This is a genomic window from Nocardiopsis chromatogenes YIM 90109, from assembly GCF_000341185.1.
Taxonomy (GTDB): Bacteria; Actinomycetota; Actinomycetes; order Streptosporangiales; family Streptosporangiaceae; genus Nocardiopsis_A; species Nocardiopsis_A chromatogenes.
This window is the reverse complement of record NZ_ANBH01000339.1, coordinates 1-21,483: the sequence shown is the minus strand read 5'-3', so window position 1 is coordinate 21,483 and position 21,483 is coordinate 1. Positions and strand designations below refer to the sequence as shown.

Sequence of the window (21,483 nt, the reverse complement as noted above, 5' to 3'; positions counted from 1 at the left end):
CGGGGCTGTGGTTCCGGCGGCGCATCCCCACCGCGCACTGCTCGGCCCCGGGGCCGGTCACGCCATGTCGGTGTAGCGGTGCACGCGGTCGAAGCGCAGGGCCGCGAGGTCCCGGTGCCGGATCACCCAGTGGATCACGCCGGCGTCCAGCTCCTCCGCGAGCTCGAAGTGCTCGCCCACGGGGCGGGCGACCGCGGGCGACCCCGCGGGGACGTACACGACCTCGCCGGGCGCGGCCCCCTGTCTCCTGTCGGCGGGGTCGGCGAACAGCAGGAGATGCCCTTCGGAGGGGAGAGGCAGGTCGGTGCCGCCGGGCGGGAGGGCGGCGCAGTCGATCGAGGCGACGAACGGCGACGGGGGGCCGGAGGCCTCCCGGGGGAGCATCGGGTTCCCGCCCAGCCTGGCCGTCGGCGGCCCGTCCGAGCCGTCCTCCCCGACCGCGGCCTCGGCGCGGAAGCGGTCCTCGTTCGTCGAATCGGTCGAGTCGTCGGGCATGGCCGACACCTTAGAGGGCCGCCCCGACACGATTCGCGCCCCGGCGGAGATCACCGATCGGACGGCCCGGCGCGGAACGTGCCCGCCTTCGCCGCTCCGGCGGCGACTTGAGCCGCGCGCGCGGCGGCCTCTGCGGCACCTTCCTCCCGGGAGATGAACAGCCGGAAGTACACAGGAGCCACCGCGGCGCGCACGACCTCGGCGGCGTCGGTGCCCTCGGGCACCTCTCCGCGGCGTTCGGCCCTCGCCACCACTTCCGCGCACCTGCGCAAACGCTCCTCCATGAACGCCCGAAGCGCCTCGGCCGCCGCCGGGGACTGGAAGGCTGCGGCGATCGTCGCCGTCGCCACGTTCCCCTCCTCCCCCTCCTCGGCGGCTGCGGAGAACCCCGCCGCCACTTCCTCGCCCAGCGCGCGCAGGTCCGATTCCAGCGCCCCCGTGTCCGGCGGCGTCCAGGAGTCGTGGTCCGCCTGCTCCAAGGCGGCGGCGAGCAGGCCGTCCGCACCGCCCCAGCGGCGGTAGATCGTCGCCTTGTGTACGCCGGAGCGGGCCGCGACGCGCTCGACCGTCAGACCGGCATAACCGGACTCGCCCAGCTCGGCGAGGGTCGCGTCGAGGACGGCAGCCGTGTTGCGGGCGGTGCGCCCGCCCGGGCGGCGGGGTGTGACGCGGGTCATAGTGCAACTTCCGTCGCATTAGGGAATGATGATCGGCGTTCACAGGTTACTGCAACTACCGTCGCAATAACCTCCCCGGGATGAACGGAGTGGACCGCCATGGGCCTGAAGAACGGGACGGACGCCCGTCCGCACGCCGCGCGCACCGAGAGCCCCTCGGCCGCGCCTCCCACCCGTTCGCACCCGCCGGAGGCCGCCCATGTCATCGACCCGTACCGCCCGCGCGCTGGTCTGCACCGGCGTCGGCTTCGCCTGGCCTGACGGGACCCCGGTCCTGGACGGCCTCGACGCCGTCTTCGAGCCCGGCCGCACCGGCCTGATCGGCCTGAACGGCTCGGGCAAGTCGACCCTGCTGCGCCTGGCCGCCGGTGAGCTGAGCCCCGACACCGGGAGGATCGACGCCCCGGGCGAGGTCGGCCGCCTCGACCAGGGCCTGACCCTGGACACCGGGCGCACCCTCGCCGAACTGCTCGGCATCGACCGCACCCTGGCGGCACTGCGCGCCATAGAGGCGGGCGAGGCCTCCGAGGCCAACTTCGCCGCCGTGGGCGACGACTGGGACATCGAGGAGCGCGCCCTGGCCCAGCTGGAGCGGTTCGGCATCGCCCCGGGCGGCGCCGACCCGCTCGACCGCACCGTCGGCACGCTCTCCGGAGGCGAGGCCGTCCTCGGCGCGCTGGCGGGGCTGATGGTCCGCCGCCCGGCGGTCACCCTGCTGGACGAGCCCACCAACAACCTCGACCGGCGCGCCCGCGACCTGCTCTACGAGGCGGTCGAGGGGTGGAACGGGGTGCTGGTGGCGGTCAGCCACGACCGGGAGCTGCTGGAGCTCGTGGACCGCATCGCCGAGATGCGCGAGGGCCGGATCCGCGTGTGGGGCGGGAACTACACGGCCTACACCGAGCAGCTCGCCGCCGAACAGGAGGCCGCCGAGCGCATGGTCCGGGTGGCCGAGGCCGACCTGCGCCGGGAGAAGCGCCAGCTCGCCGAGGCGCGCATCAAGCTCGACCGCCGGGTGCGGTACGGCGACAAGATGTACGCGACCAAGCGCGAGCCCAAGGTGGTGATGAAGCAGCGCAAGCGGGACGCCCAGGTGGCGGCGGGCAAGCACCGCACCATGCACGAGGGCAGGCTCGACGACGCCAGGAAGGACCTGGCGGCGGCCGAGAGCGCGGTGCGCGACGACGACGCGATCCGGGTCGGCCTGCCCGACACCGAGGTCCCGGCCGGGCACACTGTGCTGGAGATCGCGGCGGGCGACCGGCGCCTGTACGTCCGGGGGCCGGAGCGCATCGCCCTGACAGGGGACAACGGGTCGGGCAAGACCACCCTCCTGCGGGCGGTCGTCGGCGCCGCGAACGGTGAGGGGGCGGCCACGGCGTCCTCGGGGGCGGTGGTCGTGCACGCGACCCGGCGGCTGGGGTACCTGCCCCAGCGGCTCGACGTCCTCGACGACCGCCTCAGCGTGCTGGACAACGTGCGCGCGGGCGCACCGTCGGCGTCGCCGCAGGAGGTCCGCGCCGGACTGGCCCGGTTCCTGATCCGGGGCGACGCGGTGGACCGCCCGGCGGGGGCGCTCTCGGGCGGCGAGCGCTTCCGGGTCTGCCTGGCACGGATCCTGCTGGCCGACACGGCCCCGCACCTGCTGGTGCTGGACGAGCCGACCAACAACCTGGACCTGGACAGCGTCCGGCGGCTCACCGAGGCGCTGGCGGCGTACAAGGGGGCGCTCCTCGTGGCCGGCCACGACCGGGCGTTCCTCCGGGACATCGGCGCCCAGAGGAGGTGGGAGGTGACCCGGACCAGGGGCGTGGAGGAGGCGGCGATGACGGACTGAGGGAGCCACGGGCGCGCCGAACCTGGAGCGCCCGGGCGGTCCCGGATGACATCGAGGGCGGTGGCTCCACCGCTCTCTCCCTGAGAATGCGCCCCTCTCACCACACAGAACGGCTGAAGCTCCCGCCTTCTGTTCGGTTTGCCCGATGTGCGGCGCCGGGGCGGGGCACCAGGCTGCCGTCCCCGTCACGTCCCCGTCAGGGGCAGCGGACGACCTGGCCCGCGTAGGACAGGTTGCCTCCGAAGCCGAAGAGCAGCACCGGGACCCCGCTCTCCAGCTCGCCTCTCTCCAGCAGCTTGGAGAACGCCAGCGGGATGCTCGCGGCCGAGGTGTTGCCCGACTCCACCACGTCCCGCGCCACCACCGCGTTCACCGCCCCCATGCTCCGGGCGATGGCCTCGATGATCCTCAGGTTCGCCTGGTGCATCACCACCGCCCCCAGCTCCTCGGGCGCCACCCCCGCGCGTTCGCAGGCCGCGCGGGCCAGGGCGGGCAGCCGGGTGGTCGTCCACCGGTAGACGGCCTGCCCCTCCTGGACGAAGCGGGTCGGGGTGCCGCCGATCCGGATCGCGCCGCCCATCTCCGGGAACGAGCCCCACAGCACCGGCCCGACGCCCGGTCCGTCCTCCTCCTCGCAGGCGGCCAGCACCGCCGCCCCGGCTCCGTCGCCGACCAGGACCGAGGTGGACCGTTCGGCCCACTCGACCACGTCGGTCATCTTGTCCGAGCCCACCACCAGGGCCGTGCGCGCGGCCCCGGCCCGCACCGCGTGGTCGGCGGTGGCCAGCGCGTGCGGGTAGCCCGAGCACACCACGTTCACGTCCAGCACGGCGGGGGCGGGCGCGCCGAGCCGGGCCGCCACCCGGGCGGCCATGTTCGGGCTCCGGTCGACCGCCGTGGAGGTGGCCACGACGACCATGTCCACGTCCTGGGCCTCGGTCCCGGCGTTGGCGAGCGCCTTGGCCGCCGCGTGCGCGGCCATCTCGTCCACGGTCTCGCCGGGTCCGGCCACGTGGCGGGTGCGGATGCCGACGCGGGTCCGGATCCACTCGTCGCTGGTGTCGGTGAGCCGGGCCACGTCGTCGTTGGTGAGCACCGTGCTGGGCTGGTAGTGGCCGAGCGCCACGATCCGCGACCCGGTCATGTGTCGTCTTTCCCCCGCTATGTCAGGCCTTCTGGGCCTTGGCATGTGTGAGCCACGCCAGTCTTAGGGCTACTGGCCAGTCGCACAAGCGGGCGCCGTCCGAAGGGTCGGATGGTGGGCGGACCGCAGACGGCCGCATGCGTCCCACAGGCGGGCGCTGGACGGGCGCGGGGCGGGCGGTGAGGGCCCGCCCACCGCCCGCCCGGGCGCCCCGCCTCACCCCCGCCTCACTCCTCCGCCGAACCGAACACCGCGTCGAAGGAGGCGGAAGGCGGGTCGAACAGGTTGGCCCGCACGAACGCCACCGCCTCGGCCGCGCCCTGCAGCCGGTCCATCCCCGCGTCCTCCCACTCGATCGACACCGGCCCGTCGTACCCGATCCGGTTGAGCGTGCGGAAGCAGTCCTCCCACGGCACGTCGCCCCTGCCGGTGGAGACGAAGTCCCACCCCCGCCGCGGGTCGCCCCACGGCAGGTGCGAGCCCAGGCGCCCGTTGCGGCCGCCGCCGACGCGCTTTCGGGTGTCCTTGCAGTCGACGTGGTAGATGCGGTCGCGGAAGTCCCACAGGAACGCGGCCGGGTCGATGTCCTGCCACACCATGTGGCTGGGGTCCCAGTTCAGCCCGAAGGCCGGGCGGCGGCCCACCGCGTCCAGTGCGCGCTCGGTGGTCCAGTGGTCGTAGGCGATCTCGGAGGGGTGCACCTCGTGGGCGAACCGCACCCCCTCCTCGTCGAACACGTCCAGGATCGGGTTCCAGCGGTCGGCGAAGGCGGCGTACCCGGCCTCGATGACGTCCTCGCCCACCGGCGGGAACATCGCCACGTACTTCCAGACCGGCGACCCGGTGAAGCCGACGACGGTGTCCACGCCGAGCCGGGCCGCGGCGCGCGCGGTCAGCATCATCTCCTCGGCCGCGCGGCGCCGGACGCCCTCGGGGTCGCCGTCGCCCCAGATGCGCGGGCGCAGGATGTCGCGGTGCCGGTGGTCGATCGGGTCGTCGCACACGGCCTGCCCGGTGAGGTGGTTGGAGATCGCCCACACCTTGAGGTCGTACTTGCCGAGCACGGCGCGCTTGGCGTCCACGTAGGCGGGGTCCTCCACGGCCTGGCGCACGTCGAAGTGGTCGCCCCAGCAGGCGATCTCCAGGCCGTCGTACCCCCACGAGGAGGCCAGGCGGCACACCTCCTCGAACGGCAGGTCCGCCCACTGGCCGGTGAACAGGGTGACGGGTCGGGGCATGGCGGTCGCTCCTTGAGTCGGAAGGGGGGACAGGGGGGGGAGAGGGGGCCTCAGAGGCGGGTGCGGGGTCAGGACGGCCTCGCCGGCGCCGGCACGCCGGCGAGGCCGAGCATGAGGTCGCGGACGTCGGTCGCGGCGATCCGGTCGCGGGTGAAGGACGCCTCGCCGCACACGGCGATCGGCCCGTCCGCCGGGTCGTCGGGCAGGCGCCCGTGCGTGCCGCGTACCCAGCGCGCGTCGGTCGGCACCACGTTCATCGTGTAGCGCAGCCCGGCCTTCTTCTTCGCCAGGTTCAGGGCGGCGCGCGCCTTGGCCGCCCCGGGGGCGGCGGGGTCGAGGAACAGCTCGGCCGGGTCGTACCCGGGCTTGCGGTGGATCTCCACCCCGCGCGCGAAGTCGGGCGCCGAGCGGTCGTCGTTCCAGTAGTAGTAGGTGAACCACGCCTCCGGCTCGGCCACCAGCACCAGTTCGCCCGAGCGGGCATGGTCCAGGCCGTGGTCGGCCTGGCCCGCCCGGTCGAGCACCAGGTCCACGCCGGGCAGCGCGGAGGCCAGCGCGGCCACGTGCGGCAGGTCCGCCGGATCGGCGACGTACACGTGCGCCGCCTGGTGGTCGGCCACGGCGAACGCCCGCGACGCCCACGGGTCCAGGTACTCCATGCCGTGCTGCGTGTACACCTCCAGCAGCCCGGCGTCGCGCAGCGCGCGGTTGACGTGCACCGGGCGGCTCGCCGGGGCGATGCCGTACTCGCTCACCACCAGCACCCGGGTGCCGCGCTCGGCCGCGTCGTCGAGCAGGGGCGCCAGAGCCGCGTCCATGTCCCGCACGGCCGCCCGCGCCTGCTCGGAGTGCGGACCGTGGCGCTGCAGGTCGTAGTCGAGGTGGGGGATGTAGCACAGCGTCAGGTCGGCCCGGGGCAGCAGCCTGCGCGCCGCGGAGACGATCCACTCGGTGGAGCGCAGCGACGCCGTCGGCCCCCAGTAGTTGAACAGCGGGAACGGGCCGAGCGCCGCCGTCAGCTCGTCGTGCAGCTCCGGCGGCCTGGCGTAGCAGTCGGGGGACTTGCGGCCGTCGGCGTGGTAGACGGGCCGCGGGGTGACGGTCCAGTCGGTACTCGCCCCCATCGCGTACCACCAGCACACGTTGGCGGCCGTGTAGCCGGGGAAGGCGCGGCGCGCCGTCTCCCACGCCTTCTCGCCCTGCACCAGGCGGTTGTGCTGGCGCCACAGCATGACCTCGCCCAGGTCGCGGAAGAACCAGCCGTTGCCGACGATCCCGTGCTCGCGCGGGAGCGCCCCGGTGAGGAAGGTCGACTGCACGGGGCAGGTGACCGCGGGCAGCACCGTGTCCAGGGGCGCCTGCCACCCCTGGTCGGCCAGCGCCCTCAGGCGCGGGGCGTGCTCCAGCAGGCGCGGGGTGAGGCCGACGGCGTCGACGACGAGCAGCGGGTGCGGGCCGGGCATCAGGCCTCCTCCAGTCCGAGCGCGGCGAGCCGGTCGCGGGTCCAGGCCACCTCGGCGGCGATCCCGGCGACCAGGCCGGCGTCGTCGGCGGGGCGCTCCCGCTCGGGCAGCACGGACCAGGTGTAGGTCTCCACCTCCACGTGGTCGGTGACCGGGGCGGCGCCGCCGAAGGCGTGGCGCAGGACCTCCGACAGGTGGCCCCCGGTCCCGGTGAGCGGGGCGGCCGGGGGGCGGTGTACCGGCACGTGGAAGTGGACGCGCCAGGGGTCCCGGCCCGGGAGCGGGTCGGCCCCGCCGAGCGCTTCGGGCAGGTCGTCCCGCGCGCCGGGGCCGCCGCCCCCGGCGGGGCCCTCGCGCACCTGGTGCAGGAAGCGGTCCTCGGCGAACGCCTCCAGCGCCGCCCGCTGGCCGGGCTCGCCGGGTGCGGGGGCCTCGACGGCCGCCGACGCCTGGAGTTTGACGACCGGCAGGCCCGCCCCGCGCACGCGCTCCAGCGCCTCGGCGGGCTCCTCGAAGCCGACCGCCAGGTGGCAGGTGTCCAGGCACACGCCGACCCTGGGGCCCACCCGGGAGCCGCTGCCGGAGCCCCCGGAACCCCGGGACGCCCCGGAAGGCCCGGCGGCGCCGAGATGGTCGACGGCCCCGGCGGTGGTCTCGACCACGCACCCGGGCTCGGGCTCCAGCCCCACACGGATCGTCCGGCCCTCCTCGGAGGCCAGACCGTCCAACCCGCCCGCGAGCCGGTCGAGGTTGGCCAGCGCGAGGCCGGTCCGCTCGGGCCCCCACCCCTCGCGCCACCCCAGGGGGACGGTGGAGATGCTGCCCCGCACCGCGTCGTCGGGCATCAGCCGCGCCAGCACGCGCGCGCAGTCCAGCGTGTACTCCAGCCGCTCGGGGGCGGTCCAGTCGGGGGCGAACACGTCGTGCTTGACGCGCGCGGCGTGGAAGCGGGCGTAGGGGAAGGCGTTCAGGGTGACCACCTCGCAGCCCGCCGCGTCCAGGGCGGCGCGCAGGCGCTTGGTCTCGGCGGCCGATCCGGCCAGGGCGCGCGCGGCCGGGGCGGGGAGCCACAGCCCCAGGCCGAGCCGCTCGGCTGCCAGGGCCTCCCGTACCCCGGCGCCGTAGCGGCGGACCTGGGCGATGAGGCCGTCGACGTCCTCGGCGGGGTGGACGTTGGTGCAGTACGCGATGTGGACGGTGGTGCCGTCGGGGTGCCGCATGCGCACGCGGGTCAGTCCTCTCAGGGGGTGTCGGTGGCGGGGCCGGGGTCAGGCGTCGGGTTCCGCGTGCTGTGCGCGGAGGATGGAGTTCCCGGCGAACGCCCCGCCGGAGTAGGGGGCGAGCTCTTCGAGGAGGAGCCGCCCGCTGCGGGCGAAGAACTCCACCGGGTTGCGCCACAGCACGCGGTCGGCGTCGTCCTCGGTGAAGCCCGCGCTGAGCATGGCCTCGCCGGTGCGGGCGGTGGCGAGCGGGTCGCTGTGCCCCCAGTCGGCGGCGGAGTTGACCACCACCCGGTCCAGGCCGCGCCGCTGGAGGATGCGCACCATCCGGTCGGGCTCCATCTTGGTGTCGGGGTAGATGGAGAACCCGAGGGTGCAGCCGGAGTCGTCGACCATGTCGACGGTGGTCTCGTTGAGGTGGTCCACCAGCACCCGCTCGGGGGCGATCCCCGAGGCGGCGACCAGTTCGAGGGTGCGCCGGGTCCCGGCGGCCTTGTCCCGGTGCGGGGTGTGCACGAGCACCGGCAGCCCGTGCTCGGCGGCCAGGGAGAGCTGGTGGACGAGGGCCTTCTCCTCCTCGGCGGTCATCGCGTCGAAGCCGACCTCGCCGACCGCCACCACCCCGTCCTTGGCCAGGTAGCGGGGGAGGGTGCGCAGGACCTCGGCGCAGCGGGGGTCGTTGGCCTCCTTGGGGTTGAGGGCGATGGCGCAGTGGTGCCGGATGCCGAACCGGGAGGCGCGGAAGCGCTCCCAGCCGATGAGGCCGTCGAAGTAGTCGTGGAAGGAGCCGGGGCCGGTGCGCGGCTGCCCGAGCCAGAACGCGGGCTCGACCAGTGCGCGGACCCCGGCGTCGTACATGCGCCGGTAGTCGTCGGTGGTGCGGGACGTCATGTGGATGTGCGGGTCGAAGATGCGCATCAGGCCTCCGTCTCGCCGTCGGTGGGGGGAGCGTCCGCGCCCGCCGGGCCGTCGGCGGCCTGCGGCGCGAGGGAGAGCAGCCGCCGGGCGTCGTCCGGGACGTCGCGCCCGGCGGCCTCGCGCTCGGCGGCGTATCCGGCGGCCATGCGTCCGAGTTCGGCGTCGGCGCGCTCGGCGAGCCGGTGCACGGCGCCGAGGGGGACGCCGCTGAACAGGCACTTGAGGACGCCGTGCCGCCAGGCGTGGTCGTCGAGGGCGGCGGCCGCGGGGGTGCCCAGGGCGGCCGCGATGAGGCGGGGGTCGTTGCCGCGCAGCGCGTCCGCCAGGACCCCGGCGGCGGCCCGGGACGCCGCGCCGCCGCCGGGAAGCGCGGGCAGGGAGCGCAGCACCGCGCGCTTCTCCTCCGCATCGCCGAACCGGTAGAGGGCCTCGACCTCCTCGGCGAGCCGGTCGGGGGCGGTGTCCCCGAGCGCGGCGGCGAGGGCGGAGACCAGGGCGGTGCGGGCCTCGTCCTGGACGGTGGGCCCGAGGATCCCGTCGGGGTCCCCGGAGGGCCCGGGGCCGCGCCCGACCTCGCGCCCGACGGCGGGAAAGAGCGCGCCGATCGCGCCCGGTTCGCGCCGCACCCGCTCCACAAGGGCGGCGAGGGCGGTACGAGGGGCGGGGTCTCCGGTCATCGGTTCACCTCCATGGGGCCTGCCGCGTTCACGCGGGCGGGGGAACGGGCCTCCGCACAGCCGGGCGGGCGGTGATCGGCGGCCGGGTCGGGCCGATTCGCTCGCTCACGGCCGCCGCGTGCCGGTCGGGTGTGCCGACGCAGGGGAAGGGCCGCCCTGAGGCCGTGGCGATCGTGTCGGCCTGCTCGGACGGGAAGCCTGTGGACGTGACCCTGCGGCGTGAGGTTCGGCTTGTGAGGGGAGCGTCCGTCTGCCTTGGGCGGGGGAGAGGTCATCGCGCCTCCTTGCGCAGGGCGAGGGCTTTCCGTTCGGCGCTGTGCAGGGCCTCCAGCGACCGGAAGGCCACCTGCGGGGCGGCGTGCCCGTGCCGGGGCAGCTCCACCGACGCCAGGCCCCGGTAGCCCGCGTCCATGAGCGCGCCGACGGTGGCCGCAAGGTCCAGCTCGCCCGCGCCGAACTCCAGGTGCTCGTGGACGCCCGGCCGCATGTCGTCCATCTGCACGTTGGCCAGCAGCGGGCCCACATCGCGGACGCTGTCGGCGGCGGTCGAGGGCTCGTTGCACACGCAGTGGCCGACGTCGAGCGTGATGCGCAGCCGCTCGGGGCTCCCGAGGCGTTCACGCAGTTCGCGCACGTCGGCCAAGGTGGCGCAGAACATCCCCGGCTCCGGCTCGAAGGCGCAGGTCACGCCGTGGCGCTCGGCCTCCTCCAGCACGCGGGCGACCCCGTCGGCCAGGCGGTCCCACCCGACCGGCACGGGGGTCCCCCGTGGCAGGACGCCGGACCAGAAGGAGACGGCCTCGGCCCCGAGGTCGGCCGCGATGCGCACGGCGCGGCACAGCAGGTCGACCCGCCGCTCCCGCCCGGTGTCGGAGACGAGGGTGGGCTCGTGCTTGCGCCAGGGGTCCATGAGGTAGCGGGCCCCGGTCTCGACGACCACCGCGAGCCCGAGCCGCTCCAGGTCCCGCCCGAGGGCGGCGGTCCGGGCGGCGGCGTCGGGCGCGAACGGGTCGAGGTGCGGGTGGTCGAGGGTGAGGGCGGCCCCGTCGTAGCCGAGCCCGGCGATCACCTCCAGCGCGTCGCGGAGCCGGTGGTCGCCGAAGCCGTTGGTGCCGTATCCGAACCGGAGGGCCATGTCAGCGGTTCCCCCTTCCGAGGCGGCCGACGCCCGTGGGCCGCCCGCCGTGGAACGCGGTGCGCCTCATGTCGGCGACACCGCCGTGAACCCGGCGCGGGCGACGGGGACCGCCGCCGCGAGCGCCGCGGCCCTCCCCGGCGAACCGGCTCGGGCGATGTAGGCGGCCTGGAGCGGGATCATCCCCCGGATGCCCGCGCCCGTGGCCGCCATGACCGTCGGGCCGTCGGGGCGCCGGACCGCCGCCGTCTGGGCCGCCCCGACCGACGCGCCGTACCAGGCGCCGAACGCCCCGGCCGCCCAAGGTGCCCAGGGCGGCCCCTGCCCGCCCCGCGCAGGGGCCGACGGGAGCAGGCTCCCCAGGGCCGTCCCCGCGACGGCGGTGCGGGCCGTCGCCGTGTCCGTGCCGTGGACCTCGCCCCGGCTCAGCAGCGTCACCCCGAAGGTGTGCACGGCCAGGCCGAGCGCGGGAAGCGCCGCCCGCCCCGGGGTCGGCCCGGCGCCCATGAGCACGTCGAGCCCGCGGTTGTAGGCCATACCCAGCGGCGCCAGTGGTGTGGGCTTGAGCGCCAGATCGTAGGCCCACACCCCGGCGGCCAGGAGCGACGCGGTCACCGCGCCCCTGCGTCCGCCCGCGAACGCGGCGGCGCCGACCCCGGCGCCCGTCAGCGCGGTGGCCGTGGCGAGCGCTTCCCAGGGGCGCACGCGTCCGGAGGGGAGGGGGCGCTCGGGGCGCTCCCGTGCGTCCAGGTCGCGGTCCGCGTAGTCGTTGAGGGCCATGCCCGCCAGGTAGAGGCAGGACGACGCGGCGGGCATGGCCCAGGTGCGCCGCCCGTGCGGCCACCCGGCGGCAGCGGCCCCGGCGAGCGTGTCCCCGACGACGGAGAGCGCCGCAGGGAGCCGGACGAGTTCGACGAAGTCGCGGAGTCGGGTCGTCACGTGGGCCTCCTCAAGCCGCCGACGGCGGCCGCGACCGCCCAAGGTTCCACCACTCCAGCGGACGCCATCCGCCATCGCAGGTCGCGGAGTCGCGTGTGACGCCGCGCGCGGGGGCTCCCCTCGGCGCACCCGTCAGCGCACCCATCAGGCATCCTCCTCGGGCGGGGACGGCGCGTCCGCGTCGCCGAGCCGCGCGCACCACTCGACGAGCGCGTCCCACTGGGCCGACAGGGCGTGCTCTCCGGTTCCCACCGGGTCCTTGAAGAAGAACGCCAGGGCCGCCAGCGGGCCCGTCTCGCCCGCCTCGTGCGCCCTCGCCGTCAGCCGGGCGATGTCCAGCACCAGCGGCGCCGCAAGGGCCGAGTCGCACCCCGCCCACGTGAACTGCAGGCTCATCCGCACCCCGAGGAACCCCTCGAACGACACGTGGTCCCACGCCGTCTTGAAGTCCCCCATGTCCGGCACGAAGTCGATGTGCAGCGGCCCGCCCACCTCGCTCCCCAGCATCGAGCGCAGCCCCTGCCCCTTGGAGGCGGTCTTGCTCCCCGCGTTCGCCGGGTCGGCCAGGGTCTCGCCGTCGCCGCCGCCGAGCAGGTTCACCGACGACCACGACCGCACCCGCAGCGCCCGCTGCGCGAACATCGGCGCCAGCACGCTCTTGAGCAGCGTCTCCCCGGTCTTGCCGTCCGACCCCGCCCAGCACAGCCCCTCCCTGAGGGCCGTCTCCTCCAGCGCGGGCAGCCGCGGCCCCGGGCTCGGCGTGAAGGACGCCACCGGGCACCCCGCCCGGAACGCCGCGTAGGCGTACAGGGAGCTGGCCGGGAGCGGCGCCGCCCCGCGGTCCAGGGCCTCCTCCAGCAGGTCCGCCGACGCGGCCGCGGCCGCGTCGGGCCCGTTCGGCGCCGGCGCCGGCTCCGTGCTGGACACGTCCACCACCACGACCCGGTCCAGGCCCTCGTCCTCCCGGAACCGGCGCAGGTCCTCCTCGATGCGCGCGGCCGCGTCGCGCTGCCCCCGGCCCGGCGGCCGCGCGGCCCCGGGCCGGATCCGCGCCTCGACGGCGGACAGCTCCTCCGCCAGCAGGCCGGGCAGCGCGGGCGGCACCACACCCCCTTCGGCGAGCATCCCCACCCGCTTGGGCAGGGGCGGTCCGCCCACGTCGTGCCCGCCGAACACCAGGTCGCCGATGTCGGGCGCCCGCGCCCGGTCGGGTCCGGGCAGGTCGGCCACGCAGCCGACCCGCTCGGCCGCCCCCGCGCGCACCGCCAGCGCCCCCGCCACGGTGGTCGCCGCCACCGACCCGCGGGCGCCGACCAGCCACACCCCCGTGCGCATCACCGGCCCTCCTCTCCGCCGTCTGCGCCGCCTCCGCCGTCCCCGCCGTCCGCGCCGCCGGGCTCCCCGTGGGCCCCGGCGCCCTCGGGCGCCGAGTCCGGCTGCAGCGCGCCGCTGTCCGGGGCGGCCGGGAGGTAGATGTGCACGTGCCCGTGCCCGGCCTCGATGGCGACGGCGTCGAGCTGGGTCGCGGCCACCGACCACGCCCGCACGGCCTGCGTGCGCAGGTCGGCGGCGACCCCTTCGAGGCGTTCGCGCTCGCCGCCCTCGGCGTCCAGCGCGGCCGCGTACACCTCGACCGACGACCCCAGCACGTCGGCCGCCGAGCGCACCCCGCCCCGCGCCACGTTGTAGCCGGTGCCGCCGGAGGGGGAGGCGCTCAGGCGCTCGGCGACGCCGTCGACGGTGTCCGCCCAGCCGTCGACCTCATCGCCGCCGGGCGCCTCCCCCGGCTCGGAGCCGTCGGCGGGCAGCGCGCTGTCCAGCCCTTCGACGACGGGGAGCAGCTCGTCGTGGGCGTCGCGGGTGGTGTCGATGAGCGCGCCCACCTGCTCGACGTGGCGTGCGCTCTCGGACGCCTCCAGCTCGGCGACCCGGTCCGGGTCGGGGCCGGGCGGCGGCTCGCGCAGGAACACGGAGTACCCGCCGACGGAGGCCCCGGAGATGGCGAGCGCGGCGGCGACCGCCAGCAGCGCGCGCCGGACGGGCCGGGCGGAGCCGGGCGGGGGGTTCGGGGCGGACGATCGGCTGTTCCGGGGTCGGTCGTCGGACTGCCGACTGGGCACGGCGCCACCTTTCTGGTGTGACCCCCGTCACCTCTGTCCCCTGTGGGGCAGGAGTCTAAGTTTCTACCGGGTGGTAGGGAAGCGCTCGGTGACGGCGGATTGCGCGGATGATCCTGTCGTGGAAGGAGAGTGCTGATCAGCCGGGTGGGGGAGGGGAGGCGGATGTGCGGGGGCGGACGTGCGGGACGGCGGGCGGGCGCCGGGGGCTCCGGCGCCCGCCGCCTTCAGTCGGCCCGGCCGTGCCCGCGTCCCGGGACGGGGCGCCGAAGTTCGCGCATCGCCCGGTAGCTCCGCTCGGCGTTGCCCAGGGAGTCCACCGGGTACGGCGGCACCGCCGAGTCCGGCGCGTTGTCCTGCTCCCACAGCGTGTGCGGGCAGCCGCGCACCCGGGAGAAGAAGTCGGCGTAGGGCAGGTCGCCCTCCCCGAACTCGATGATGTCGTAGCCGAGCGGGCTGTCCGGGTTCTCGTCCCCGTCCTTGACGTGGAACAGCGGGTACCGGTGCGGGTGCGCCAGCACGTACTCCGCGGGCTCGAACCCCGGGTACACGTGCTGCCCCACGAACGCCCAGTACACGTCCATCTCCAGGTACACCAGCGCCGGGTCGGTGTTCTCCAGGAACACGTCGTACAGCCGCGTCTGCGGCTCGTCGTCGGCGAAGGCGAACTCCCAGTGGTGGTTGTGCTGGTAGAGCCCGATGCCCCGGTCCGCCGCCAGGGCGCCGATCCGGTTGAACTCCTCGGCCGCGGCCCGGTACCCGTCCACCGTCGTGTCGTCCGTCGGCGCGCTGGCCGTGCCCGCGTAGGGCACCCCGAGGACCTCGGCGCGGTCCAGCTCCCGCTCGGGGTCCTCCATCCAGGCGCCCAGCCCGACGTGCGTCCCGGCCGCGCGCAGCCCGTTCTCGTCGAGCAGCCTGCGGATCTCCTCCACCGTGATCGGGCCGACCCCGGGCTGGGTGTACCCGGCCAGCTCCACCTCCGCATAGCCCATGCGGGACAGCTCCTCGAAGACCCGGGCGAACCCGAGCCCGGCCACCTTGTCGCGGATGCTGTACAGCTGGATGCCGATCCTGCTCTTGGGGAAGACGCGCCCGCCGCCCGCGGCGCTCGCGGGGGACGCGCCCATCACCGTCCCGGCCCCGACGGCGACGGTGCCCGCCGCCACGGTGCCCAGGAAGCCTCGTCTGTCGAACTCGATCCGTGCCATGTCCGCTCCCGGTCTCGGTCGCGTAGGGGGGATGGGGGGTCGGGGCGGGGCGCCCCCGGGGGCGCCCCGCCGGAACGGATGGGGGGCATGGAGCCCGGGGCGGACTACCCGTCGGCGCGCAGGGCGTCGGCGGTGGCGAGCAGCAGCTCGCGCGCCTCCTCGTCCTCGACCTTCCCCGCCTGTTTGGCGAACTGGTCGAGCGCCTTGTCGGCCTGCTTGTGCCGGCCCTTGCCCATGTGCCTTTCGGCGTTGTCGAGGTGGTCGTGCAGCGACGCCGCCCGGTCCTCGCCGATGACACCGTCCTCCAGGTAGCCGTCGATCAGTGCGCGGGCGTCCTCGAAGGTCGAGGGCGGCTCCGGACCGCCACCGCCGCCACCGCCGGGGTCGGCCGCGCCCGGACCCGTGAACCGCAGGTAGTTCAGGTTGAACAGGTCCTCCCCGTCACCCGTGAACACCAGGTACAGCTCCACGGGGCGGCCCGGGTCGGTGAACTCCACCGGCACGCCGGTCCAGGAGTCCCACCCGCCGGTGGGCTCCACCTCCGCCGTCCCGAGCAGCTCCCCGTCCGGGGCGTCGGCCCGCAGCTCCACGGTGCCCCCGGACCCGCCGGAGGCCGCCCGCAGCGACAGCGACTCCACCCCGGCCAGGCTCACCGGCGCATACGACACGTGGTCCCCGTCGTCGATCCCGGTCAGGTGCTCCAGGCCGCCCTCGGGGTCGGTGGTCTCCTCGGTGGAGACCCCCTCGGCCGAGGAGGTGTACTGCGCCTGCTTGCGCTTGGGCTGCAGGAGCACGTCCGTGCGCCCGGGCAGCGGGTCCACCCGCCCGTCGGCGCCGCCGGAGTCGGTGTACTCGGCGGCGATGACGTAGAACAGGTTCGCCTCGGCGCCGTGCCCGTCGTCGGCCATCGTGGCGATGTCGGCCTCGCACCCCTGCACCCGGTCCACCAGGTGGGCGTGCTCGTCGTGGCCGAGCGAGGCGGTGATGGTCACGTCGGCGCAGTCGATGCCGCCGTCCCCGGTCGACCCGTCCTCGGCGTCGGTCACCGACACCTCCACCGGAACCGTGTCGCCGAACGCGAACACCGACCCGTCCGGCGGCGTGGAGATCTCCACCTCCGGCGCGGTGTTGCCCACCGACACCGGCACGTTGGCCATGGCCGTGCGCCCCTGGGAGTCGGTGGCCGTCAGCTGGGCGACGTAGTCGCCCACCTCGGTGTAGGTGTGCACCGGGTTCGCCTCCTCAGAGGTGGACCCGTCACCGAAGTCCCAGCTCAGCGTCACCTCCTCGTCGGGGTCGGGGTGGCCGGTGCCCTCGGAGGAGAACCGCACCTCCAGTGGCGCGGCGCCGTTGTCCGGCTCGCCGGAGGCCGCCGCCTCCGGGTACTGCTCGCCGCCGGTGTAGTCGATCCGGTACAGGCCCGCGTCGCCGCCGGTGCCGAAGCCCGCGCCCCACTCCAGCAGGTACAGCGAGCCGTCCGGGCCGTACTCCATGTCCATCGGGTAGTCGAATTCGGTCTCCGGCAGGAACGAGCCGATGTCCAGCAGCCCGCCCTCGTCGTCGAAGGAGAGCTCCTTCAGGTAGTAGCGCCCCCACTCGTAGAACATGGCCTTGCCGTCCATGGAGGCGGGGAACTTGGTGGCCGACTCCAGCTCCGGGTCGTAGTGGTAGACCGGGCCTGCCATCGGGGCGGCGGGCCCCTCGCCCAGCTCGGGCCACTCCTCGGACGGGCCGTACCCGTAGTGGAAGTCCGGCGCCACCGACGGGGGCAGGTTCGTCAGGCCGGTGTTGTTGGGCGAGTCGTTGACGGGGGCGTCGCAGTCGAACGCCTCACCGGACTCGCCGGTGGCGAAGTCGTAGTCGATGTAGGGCTCGTTCGGGCCGTGGCAGTAGGGCCACCCGAAGTTGCCGGGCTCCTCGATGGCCATCCACTCGACCAGGCCCTCCGGGCCCCGGTCGGGGTCGCCCGCGGCGGCGTCGGGCCCGTAGTCGGCCATCATGACGTCGCCGGTCGCCGGGTCGACGGAGAACCGGAACGGGTTCCGGAAGCCCATCGCGTAGATCTCCGGCAGCGCCAGCTCGGGGTCGTAGGCCCCGTCGGGGAACAGCTCGTCCCACGTCCCGCCGTTGAACAGGTTGTCCTCGGGCACGGTGTAGGTGCCGTCGTCCTGCGGGACGACGCGCAGCAGCTTGCCGCGCAGGTCGGCGGTGTTGGCGGCGGTGCGCTGGGCGTCGAACGACTCCCGCCCCTCGCGCTCGTCGATGGGGCTGTAGCCGTCCGAGGCGAAGGGGTTGGTGTCGTCGCCGACGCCGATGAACAGCTCGCCGTCCGGGCCGAACTCCAGCGACCCGCCGGTGTGCCCCGGCTCGTTGACGCGCGAGGCCGGGACCTCCATGAGCACCTTCTCCGAGCTGGGGTCGAGCGTGCCGCCCGCCTCGTCGGTGAGGGTGAACCGGGAGACCCGGTTGAACTGGTTCTCCGGCGCGGTGTCGTCGTCGGACGCCGGCGCGTAGTACAGGTAGATCCACCCGTTCTCGGCGAAGCCCGGGTCCAGGGCCATGCCCACCAGCCCGTCCTCGCCGCCGGTGTAGGCGTCCACCTTCCCGGTGGTGCGGGTGCGGTTGGTGACCGGGTCGAAGACCTTCACCTCGCCCTGGCGCTGCACGTAGAACACGCGGCCGTCGTCGGCCACGTCCAGCTCCAGCGGGTCGTAGGCGTCCCCGTCCAGGGTGACCTTCTCGTAGGAGTCCCAGACGGTCCCGCCGCAGTCCGACTCGGCGGCCCCGGCGGCGCTGCGCACCCCGCCCAGCAGGTGGTCGATGAACTCCGGCTCGCTGTAGGCCTCCTTGGGGTGGCCCATCGCCGTGGACCAGACCGGGGCCCCGTCCACCTCCCGGCACCAGGAGATGGGGTGGTCGTGCCCCATCGCGTCCGGGCCCGGGTCATAGGTGGTCTCGTCGGCCGTGACCAGCACGTGGGCGTCGCCGCGCACGCTGGTGTCGAAGTTGTACCACTCCTCCTCGCGCTCCCAGACGGCCGGAAGGCCCTCGGTGGACGGGTGCGAGCGGTCGGCGACCTTCGCCGTGCCGGGCAGCACCCCGGGGGAGTGGGTGGGCATGTGGGCGCCGGCGTTGACGTGGTCGTCCCACCAGCCGAACTCGCCCTCGATGTTCATGTCGGTGGCGTTGTGGATCGCGGCGATGCCGCCCCCGCCGGCCACGTAGTCCTGCACGGCCTGGCGCTGGGCGTCGTCCTCCCACACCATGCCCGAGGTCTGGAACATGATGACCACGTCGAAGCGGGCGAGGTCCTCGGCGTTGAAGACGGAGGAGTCCTCGGTGTGCTCAAGGCCGAAGTGCTCGTCCTCGGCCAGCCGCTCGAACAGGGCGATCCCCGTCGGGATCGAGTCGTGCCGGTATCCGGCGGTCTTGGTGAACAGCAGGGCGTTGAACTCCTCGTGCTGCGCCTCGGCGTCGGCGGCCGCGGGGGCGGCCGCCAGGCCGACGGCGAGCAGCAGCGAGGAGAGCACGGCGCCGAGTCTTCGCAGGCGCCGGTTGCGTGCGCTCATGGATGTTCCTCACCGGTCGTGTGTCCAGGGTCTGTGGAGACGGGCAAGGGTCGTCCGTGCGGCGTGCCGGCGCCGACGGGGCGGCCGGGGGCGGCGCGGGGCCGCGTCCCGGCCGGGGGGAACCCCCGTTCAGGGGTGCTCGGTCCGGGTGCTCATCGTCGAGCTCATGCGTGGGGTGCCGATGCGCTCCTCCCGTCGTCGGGTGCGGGGGCGGGGCGGTCCCCCTGCGCGGCGCGCAGGAAGGCCAGCCCGTCCCGGGCCAGGGTGTCCTGGTCGGGGGCGAGGGGACGCCACACCGAGGCGGCGGTGGCGATGGCGTCGTTGTCGGCGGTGAACGACTCGATCACCAGCGGCCCGGCGTACCCGGCGCCGTCCAGGGCGCCCAGGATCGCGGGCCAGTCCAGGTGGTCGCGGCCGGGGGAGCCCCGGTCGTTGCCGCACACCTGCACGTGGGCGATGCGCCCCGCGGCGGCGCCGATCGCCGCCGCGGGGTCGGCCTCCTCGATGTTCATGTGGTAGGTGTCCAGCGCCAGGCCGCAGTGCTCGGGCGGCAGCGCCGCCACCGCTTGCAGGCCCTGCGCCACGGTGTTGACCAGGCTGGTCTCGTAGCGGTTCAGCGGCTCCAGGGCGACCTTCACCCCGGCCGCCGCGGCGTGCTCGACGACCGGGCCCAGCGCGTCGGCCAGCTCGGCGAAGCGCGCCTCGCGCTCCCCGGGGGACATCCGCCAGGTGCGCCCCACCGAGGTGTAGGCCGGTCCGGCGATGACCGGGGAGCCGACCTCGGCCGCCGCGTCCGCGGTGCGGCGCAGGTGGTCCCGGGTGGCGGCGACGGTGGCCGCGTCGGCGGCCACCAGCTCCCGGCCCGGCCCCATCACCAGGCACACCGTCGCCGAGAGCCCCAGCCCGTCCAGCAGCCGGGCGGCGCGGGCGGGGTCCCACCCGCCCGGCCGCTCCACCGGCAGCTCCAGGGTGTCGAACCCCCACCCGGCCACGCGCGGGGCGATCCGCTCCAGCTCCGCGTCGGTCAGCGGGGAGGTCCACACCCACGTGCTGACGCCCAGGGCGCGCCGCATCAGCGGTCCTGCCAGGCCTCGGGGAACCCGGGCAGGTCCTCGCCGCCGAACTTGGCGTAGTGCAGGCTCGGCATGTCGGCGTTGCGCTCCAGGTAGTCGTCCAGTTCGGCCTGGGTGACCGGCTCCTGCGGCAGCACCCACTCCTCGGGGACCTCCTCGCCGTCGAGGATCATCGAGGCGGCCAGCACCGGGGTGCGCCACTGGAAGTTGGAGTAGACCGGCGCCAGCGCGGTCAGGTCCTCCTCCTGCCACTTGCGCATGAAGCTCAGCTCGTCCTCCCCGGAGATCACCGGGTAGGGCTGCCCGGCGTCCTCGAACGCCTCCAGCGCGGCCACCGCGCCGTCCCCGGCGTCCATCCAGATGCCGTCGACGTCGCCGCGCTGCAGGTGCTGGGTGACCAGGTCCTTGATGGTGGCGCCGTCGCCCTCGGTGAACTCGTGGCCGATCACCTCCAGCTCGCTGTCGCCGAACACCTGCTGGGCGGCGGCCCACCGGTGCTCCAGCACGTCCACCCCGGGAAGGATGCGCAGCGCCAGCACCCGCGAGCCCGGCTCCAGCTCCTCGACCAGGAACTCGGCGGCGTCGGCCCCGAAGGCGTAGCCGCCGATGGGGTGGATGAAGGTGACCTGGCAGTCGGTGTTCACCCCGCGGTCGAAGACGATGACCGGGGCGCCGCTCTCGCAGGCCGCCTCCACCGCCGGGGTGAGCGTGGCGGTGGTGGAGGGGGAGATGATGATGGCGTCGCAGTCCCCGGAGTCCACGAACGCCTGGATGTCGGAGATCTGCTGGTTGTCGTCGTCGGCGGCGTCGGAGACCCGGAACTCGCCGATGTCGCCGCTGTCCTGCAGCACCTCCACCTGCTGCTGCATGGTGATCCACCCGGTCACCCGCCACGGGTTGGACACCGAGGCGTTGGAGAAGCACACGGTGGGGTCCCGGCGGTCCTCCCCCTCCAGCGCGTACTCGGAGGTGTCGACGTAGGAGGGGTCGATCGCCTGGAGCCAGGGCTCGTCGGCGGGCCCCTCGGGCTCCATGTCGCGCTGGGCGAGCTGGGCCTCGTACTCCTCGGGGTCGAACCAGTCGCCGCTGGGACTGGCCTGGTCCTCCTCGCCGGGGCCGTCGGTCGGGGTGTCGGTGGTGCACGCGGTGAGCGCGAGGCTCAGCGCGGCGCCGGCGGCCAGCAGGACGCGGGTTCGGCGCATGGTCAGACCTCCTCGCGGGGGGACTTCTCCGGGCCACCGGCGGACGCCGGTGCCCGGGGGGATCTGCGGGACCGCTCGCGGGCGGCGTAGGCCACCGCGGCGATGATGATGAGGCCCTGGACGGTCGGCTGGATCGTGGAGGGCAGGTAGAGCTGGTTGAACAGGGTGAACAGCGCCTCGACCGCCAGCGCCCCGGCGATCGCGGCCAGGGCGGTGCCGCGCCCGCCGCCCAGCACCACGCCGCCGAGCACCACCGCGGTGATGGCCGAGAACTCCAGGCCCTCGCCGACCTGCGCGGTGACCCCGGCGAAGCCGCCGATGAGCACGGCCGCCAGGGTGGCCAGCACGCTGGAGCCGACGAAGGCCAGGGTGCGCACCCGCCACACCCGGGCGCCGGAGTAGGCGGCGGCGGTGGCGTTGTCGCCCACGGCGACCAGGGTGCGCCCGTAGGGCGAGCGCATCAGCGCGACGGCGGCCGCGCCCGCCGCCGCCGCGATCAGCACCGCCCACGGGACGCCGCCGATGAGCGGCAGCTCGACGGCGTCGCCGCGCCCGGCCACCCGGAAGGCCT

18 protein-coding genes are annotated in these 21,483 nt (G+C 75.0%); 1 reads left to right on the top strand and 17 read right to left on the bottom strand.

What is annotated here, in order from left to right:
• Positions 1-57: 57 nt before the first annotated feature.
• A complete protein-coding gene (locus D476_RS34990; RefSeq protein ID WP_017627422.1) occupies positions 58-495 on the bottom strand; it encodes a DUF1963 domain-containing protein in 438 nt (145 codons plus the stop codon).
• A 50-nt stretch (positions 496-545) separates the two neighbouring features.
• Positions 546-1,172 (bottom strand): TetR/AcrR family transcriptional regulator, encoded by a 627-nt coding sequence (locus D476_RS0129175; protein ID WP_017627421.1) that lies wholly within the window; start codon positions 1,170-1,172, stop codon positions 546-548.
• Positions 1,173-1,371: 199 nt separating this feature from the next.
• Here D476_RS0129175 and D476_RS0129170 point away from each other — a divergent pair, with 199 nt between their 5' ends.
• Positions 1,372-3,009 (top strand): ABC-F family ATP-binding cassette domain-containing protein, encoded by a 1,638-nt coding sequence (locus D476_RS0129170; protein WP_017627420.1) that lies wholly within the window; start codon positions 1,372-1,374, stop codon positions 3,007-3,009.
• A 196-nt stretch (positions 3,010-3,205) separates the two neighbouring features.
• On the opposite strand, the gene D476_RS0129165 is transcribed toward D476_RS0129170, so the two are convergent.
• The 15 genes from D476_RS0129165 to D476_RS34980 form a co-directional block, all read right to left on the bottom strand.
• On the bottom strand, positions 3,206-4,153 hold the full coding sequence (locus D476_RS0129165; protein WP_017627419.1) for a beta-ketoacyl-ACP synthase III: 948 nt from the start codon (positions 4,151-4,153) through the stop codon (positions 3,206-3,208).
• A 227-nt stretch (positions 4,154-4,380) separates the two neighbouring features.
• Complete coding sequence (locus D476_RS0129160) at positions 4,381-5,391, bottom strand: sugar phosphate isomerase/epimerase family protein (RefSeq protein WP_017627418.1); 1,011 nt, start codon at positions 5,389-5,391, stop codon at positions 4,381-4,383.
• Positions 5,392-5,459: 68 nt separating this feature from the next.
• Complete coding sequence (locus tag D476_RS0129155) at positions 5,460-6,854, bottom strand: nucleotide pyrophosphatase/phosphodiesterase family protein (protein WP_017627417.1); 1,395 nt, start codon at positions 6,852-6,854, stop codon at positions 5,460-5,462.
• Positions 6,854-8,080 carry a metabolite traffic protein EboE gene (eboE, locus tag D476_RS0129150; RefSeq protein WP_017627416.1) on the bottom strand — a complete coding sequence of 409 codons (1,227 nt, stop codon included), beginning with the start codon at positions 8,078-8,080 and terminating at the stop codon, positions 6,854-6,856. Before eboE ends, D476_RS0129155 begins: the two co-directional genes overlap by 1 nt.
• A 42-nt stretch (positions 8,081-8,122) precedes the next feature.
• On the bottom strand, positions 8,123-8,992 hold the full coding sequence (locus D476_RS0129145) for a TatD family hydrolase (RefSeq protein WP_017627415.1): 870 nt from the start codon (positions 8,990-8,992) through the stop codon (positions 8,123-8,125).
• Positions 8,992-9,669, bottom strand: coding sequence for an EboA domain-containing protein (locus D476_RS0129140; RefSeq protein ID WP_017627414.1), 678 nt, complete (start codon positions 9,667-9,669; stop codon positions 8,992-8,994). Before D476_RS0129140 ends, D476_RS0129145 begins: the two co-directional genes overlap by 1 nt.
• 271 nt (positions 9,670-9,940) lie before the next feature.
• Positions 9,941-10,804: a sugar phosphate isomerase/epimerase family protein gene (locus tag D476_RS34985; protein ID WP_017627413.1), complete on the bottom strand. Its 864-nt coding sequence runs from the start codon at positions 10,802-10,804 to the stop codon at positions 9,941-9,943.
• Between the two features lie 66 nt (positions 10,805-10,870).
• Positions 10,871-11,743, bottom strand: a complete 873-nt coding sequence (locus D476_RS0129130; protein ID WP_017627412.1) for an SCO3242 family prenyltransferase — start codon at positions 11,741-11,743, stop codon at positions 10,871-10,873.
• 144 nt (positions 11,744-11,887) lie between these two features.
• Positions 11,888-13,078, bottom strand: a complete 1,191-nt coding sequence (locus D476_RS0129125; protein WP_017627411.1) for an inositol-3-phosphate synthase — start codon at positions 13,076-13,078, stop codon at positions 11,888-11,890.
• The gene (locus D476_RS0129120; protein WP_017627410.1) at positions 13,078-13,863 is read right to left on the bottom strand and encodes a hypothetical protein; all 786 of its coding nucleotides are present in this window, start codon (positions 13,861-13,863) and stop codon (positions 13,078-13,080) included. The genes D476_RS0129125 and D476_RS0129120 overlap by 1 nt, the downstream gene beginning before the upstream one ends.
• Before the next feature lie 224 nt (positions 13,864-14,087).
• A complete protein-coding gene (locus D476_RS0129115; protein WP_017627409.1) occupies positions 14,088-15,068 on the bottom strand; it encodes a sugar phosphate isomerase/epimerase family protein in 981 nt (326 codons plus the stop codon).
• Between the two features lie 104 nt (positions 15,069-15,172).
• The gene (locus D476_RS0129110) at positions 15,173-18,637 is read right to left on the bottom strand and encodes a ThuA domain-containing protein (RefSeq protein ID WP_017627408.1); all 3,465 of its coding nucleotides are present in this window, start codon (positions 18,635-18,637) and stop codon (positions 15,173-15,175) included.
• A gap of 164 nt (positions 18,638-18,801) precedes the next feature.
• Positions 18,802-19,710 carry a sugar phosphate isomerase/epimerase family protein gene (locus D476_RS0129105; RefSeq protein ID WP_017627407.1) on the bottom strand — a complete coding sequence of 303 codons (909 nt, stop codon included), beginning with the start codon at positions 19,708-19,710 and terminating at the stop codon, positions 18,802-18,804.
• Positions 19,710-20,912 carry a substrate-binding domain-containing protein gene (locus D476_RS0129100; RefSeq protein WP_017627406.1) on the bottom strand — a complete coding sequence of 401 codons (1,203 nt, stop codon included), beginning with the start codon at positions 20,910-20,912 and terminating at the stop codon, positions 19,710-19,712. The genes D476_RS0129105 and D476_RS0129100 overlap by 1 nt, the downstream gene beginning before the upstream one ends.
• Before the next feature lie 2 nt (positions 20,913-20,914).
• A partial coding sequence (locus tag D476_RS34980; protein ID WP_017627405.1) for an ABC transporter permease subunit occupies positions 20,915-21,483 on the bottom strand: 569 nt, incomplete at its 5' end.

What these genes read in the sequence shown, in the direction of transcription:
- D476_RS0129100 (WP_017627406.1), bottom strand. Translation starts at nt 20,912, where the DNA reads ATGCGCCGAACCCGCGTCCTGCTGGCCGCCGGCGCCGCGCTGAGCCTC.
- D476_RS0129175 (WP_017627421.1), bottom strand. Translation starts at nt 1,172, where the DNA reads ATGACCCGCGTCACACCCCGCCGCCCGGGCGGGCGCACCGCCCGCAAC.
- D476_RS0129165 (WP_017627419.1), bottom strand. Translation starts at nt 4,153, where the DNA reads ATGACCGGGTCGCGGATCGTGGCGCTCGGCCACTACCAGCCCAGCACG.
- D476_RS0129110 (WP_017627408.1), bottom strand. Translation starts at nt 18,637, where the DNA reads ATGAGCGCACGCAACCGGCGCCTGCGAAGACTCGGCGCCGTGCTCTCC.
- D476_RS0129145 (WP_017627415.1), bottom strand. Translation starts at nt 8,992, where the DNA reads ATGCGCATCTTCGACCCGCACATCCACATGACGTCCCGCACCACCGAC.
- D476_RS0129170 (WP_017627420.1), top strand. Translation starts at nt 1,372, where the DNA reads ATGTCATCGACCCGTACCGCCCGCGCGCTGGTCTGCACCGGCGTCGGC.
- D476_RS0129160 (WP_017627418.1), bottom strand. Translation starts at nt 5,391, where the DNA reads ATGCCCCGACCCGTCACCCTGTTCACCGGCCAGTGGGCGGACCTGCCG.
- D476_RS0129140 (WP_017627414.1), bottom strand. Translation starts at nt 9,669, where the DNA reads ATGACCGGAGACCCCGCCCCTCGTACCGCCCTCGCCGCCCTTGTGGAG.
- D476_RS34985 (WP_017627413.1), bottom strand. Translation starts at nt 10,804, where the DNA reads ATGGCCCTCCGGTTCGGATACGGCACCAACGGCTTCGGCGACCACCGG.
- D476_RS0129125 (WP_017627411.1), bottom strand. Translation starts at nt 13,078, where the DNA reads ATGCGCACGGGGGTGTGGCTGGTCGGCGCCCGCGGGTCGGTGGCGGCG.
- D476_RS0129115 (WP_017627409.1), bottom strand. Translation starts at nt 15,068, where the DNA reads ATGGCACGGATCGAGTTCGACAGACGAGGCTTCCTGGGCACCGTGGCG.
- D476_RS0129105 (WP_017627407.1), bottom strand. Translation starts at nt 19,710, where the DNA reads ATGCGGCGCGCCCTGGGCGTCAGCACGTGGGTGTGGACCTCCCCGCTG.
- D476_RS34990 (WP_017627422.1), bottom strand. Translation starts at nt 495, where the DNA reads ATGCCCGACGACTCGACCGATTCGACGAACGAGGACCGCTTCCGCGCC.
- D476_RS0129155 (WP_017627417.1), bottom strand. Translation starts at nt 6,854, where the DNA reads ATGCCCGGCCCGCACCCGCTGCTCGTCGTCGACGCCGTCGGCCTCACC.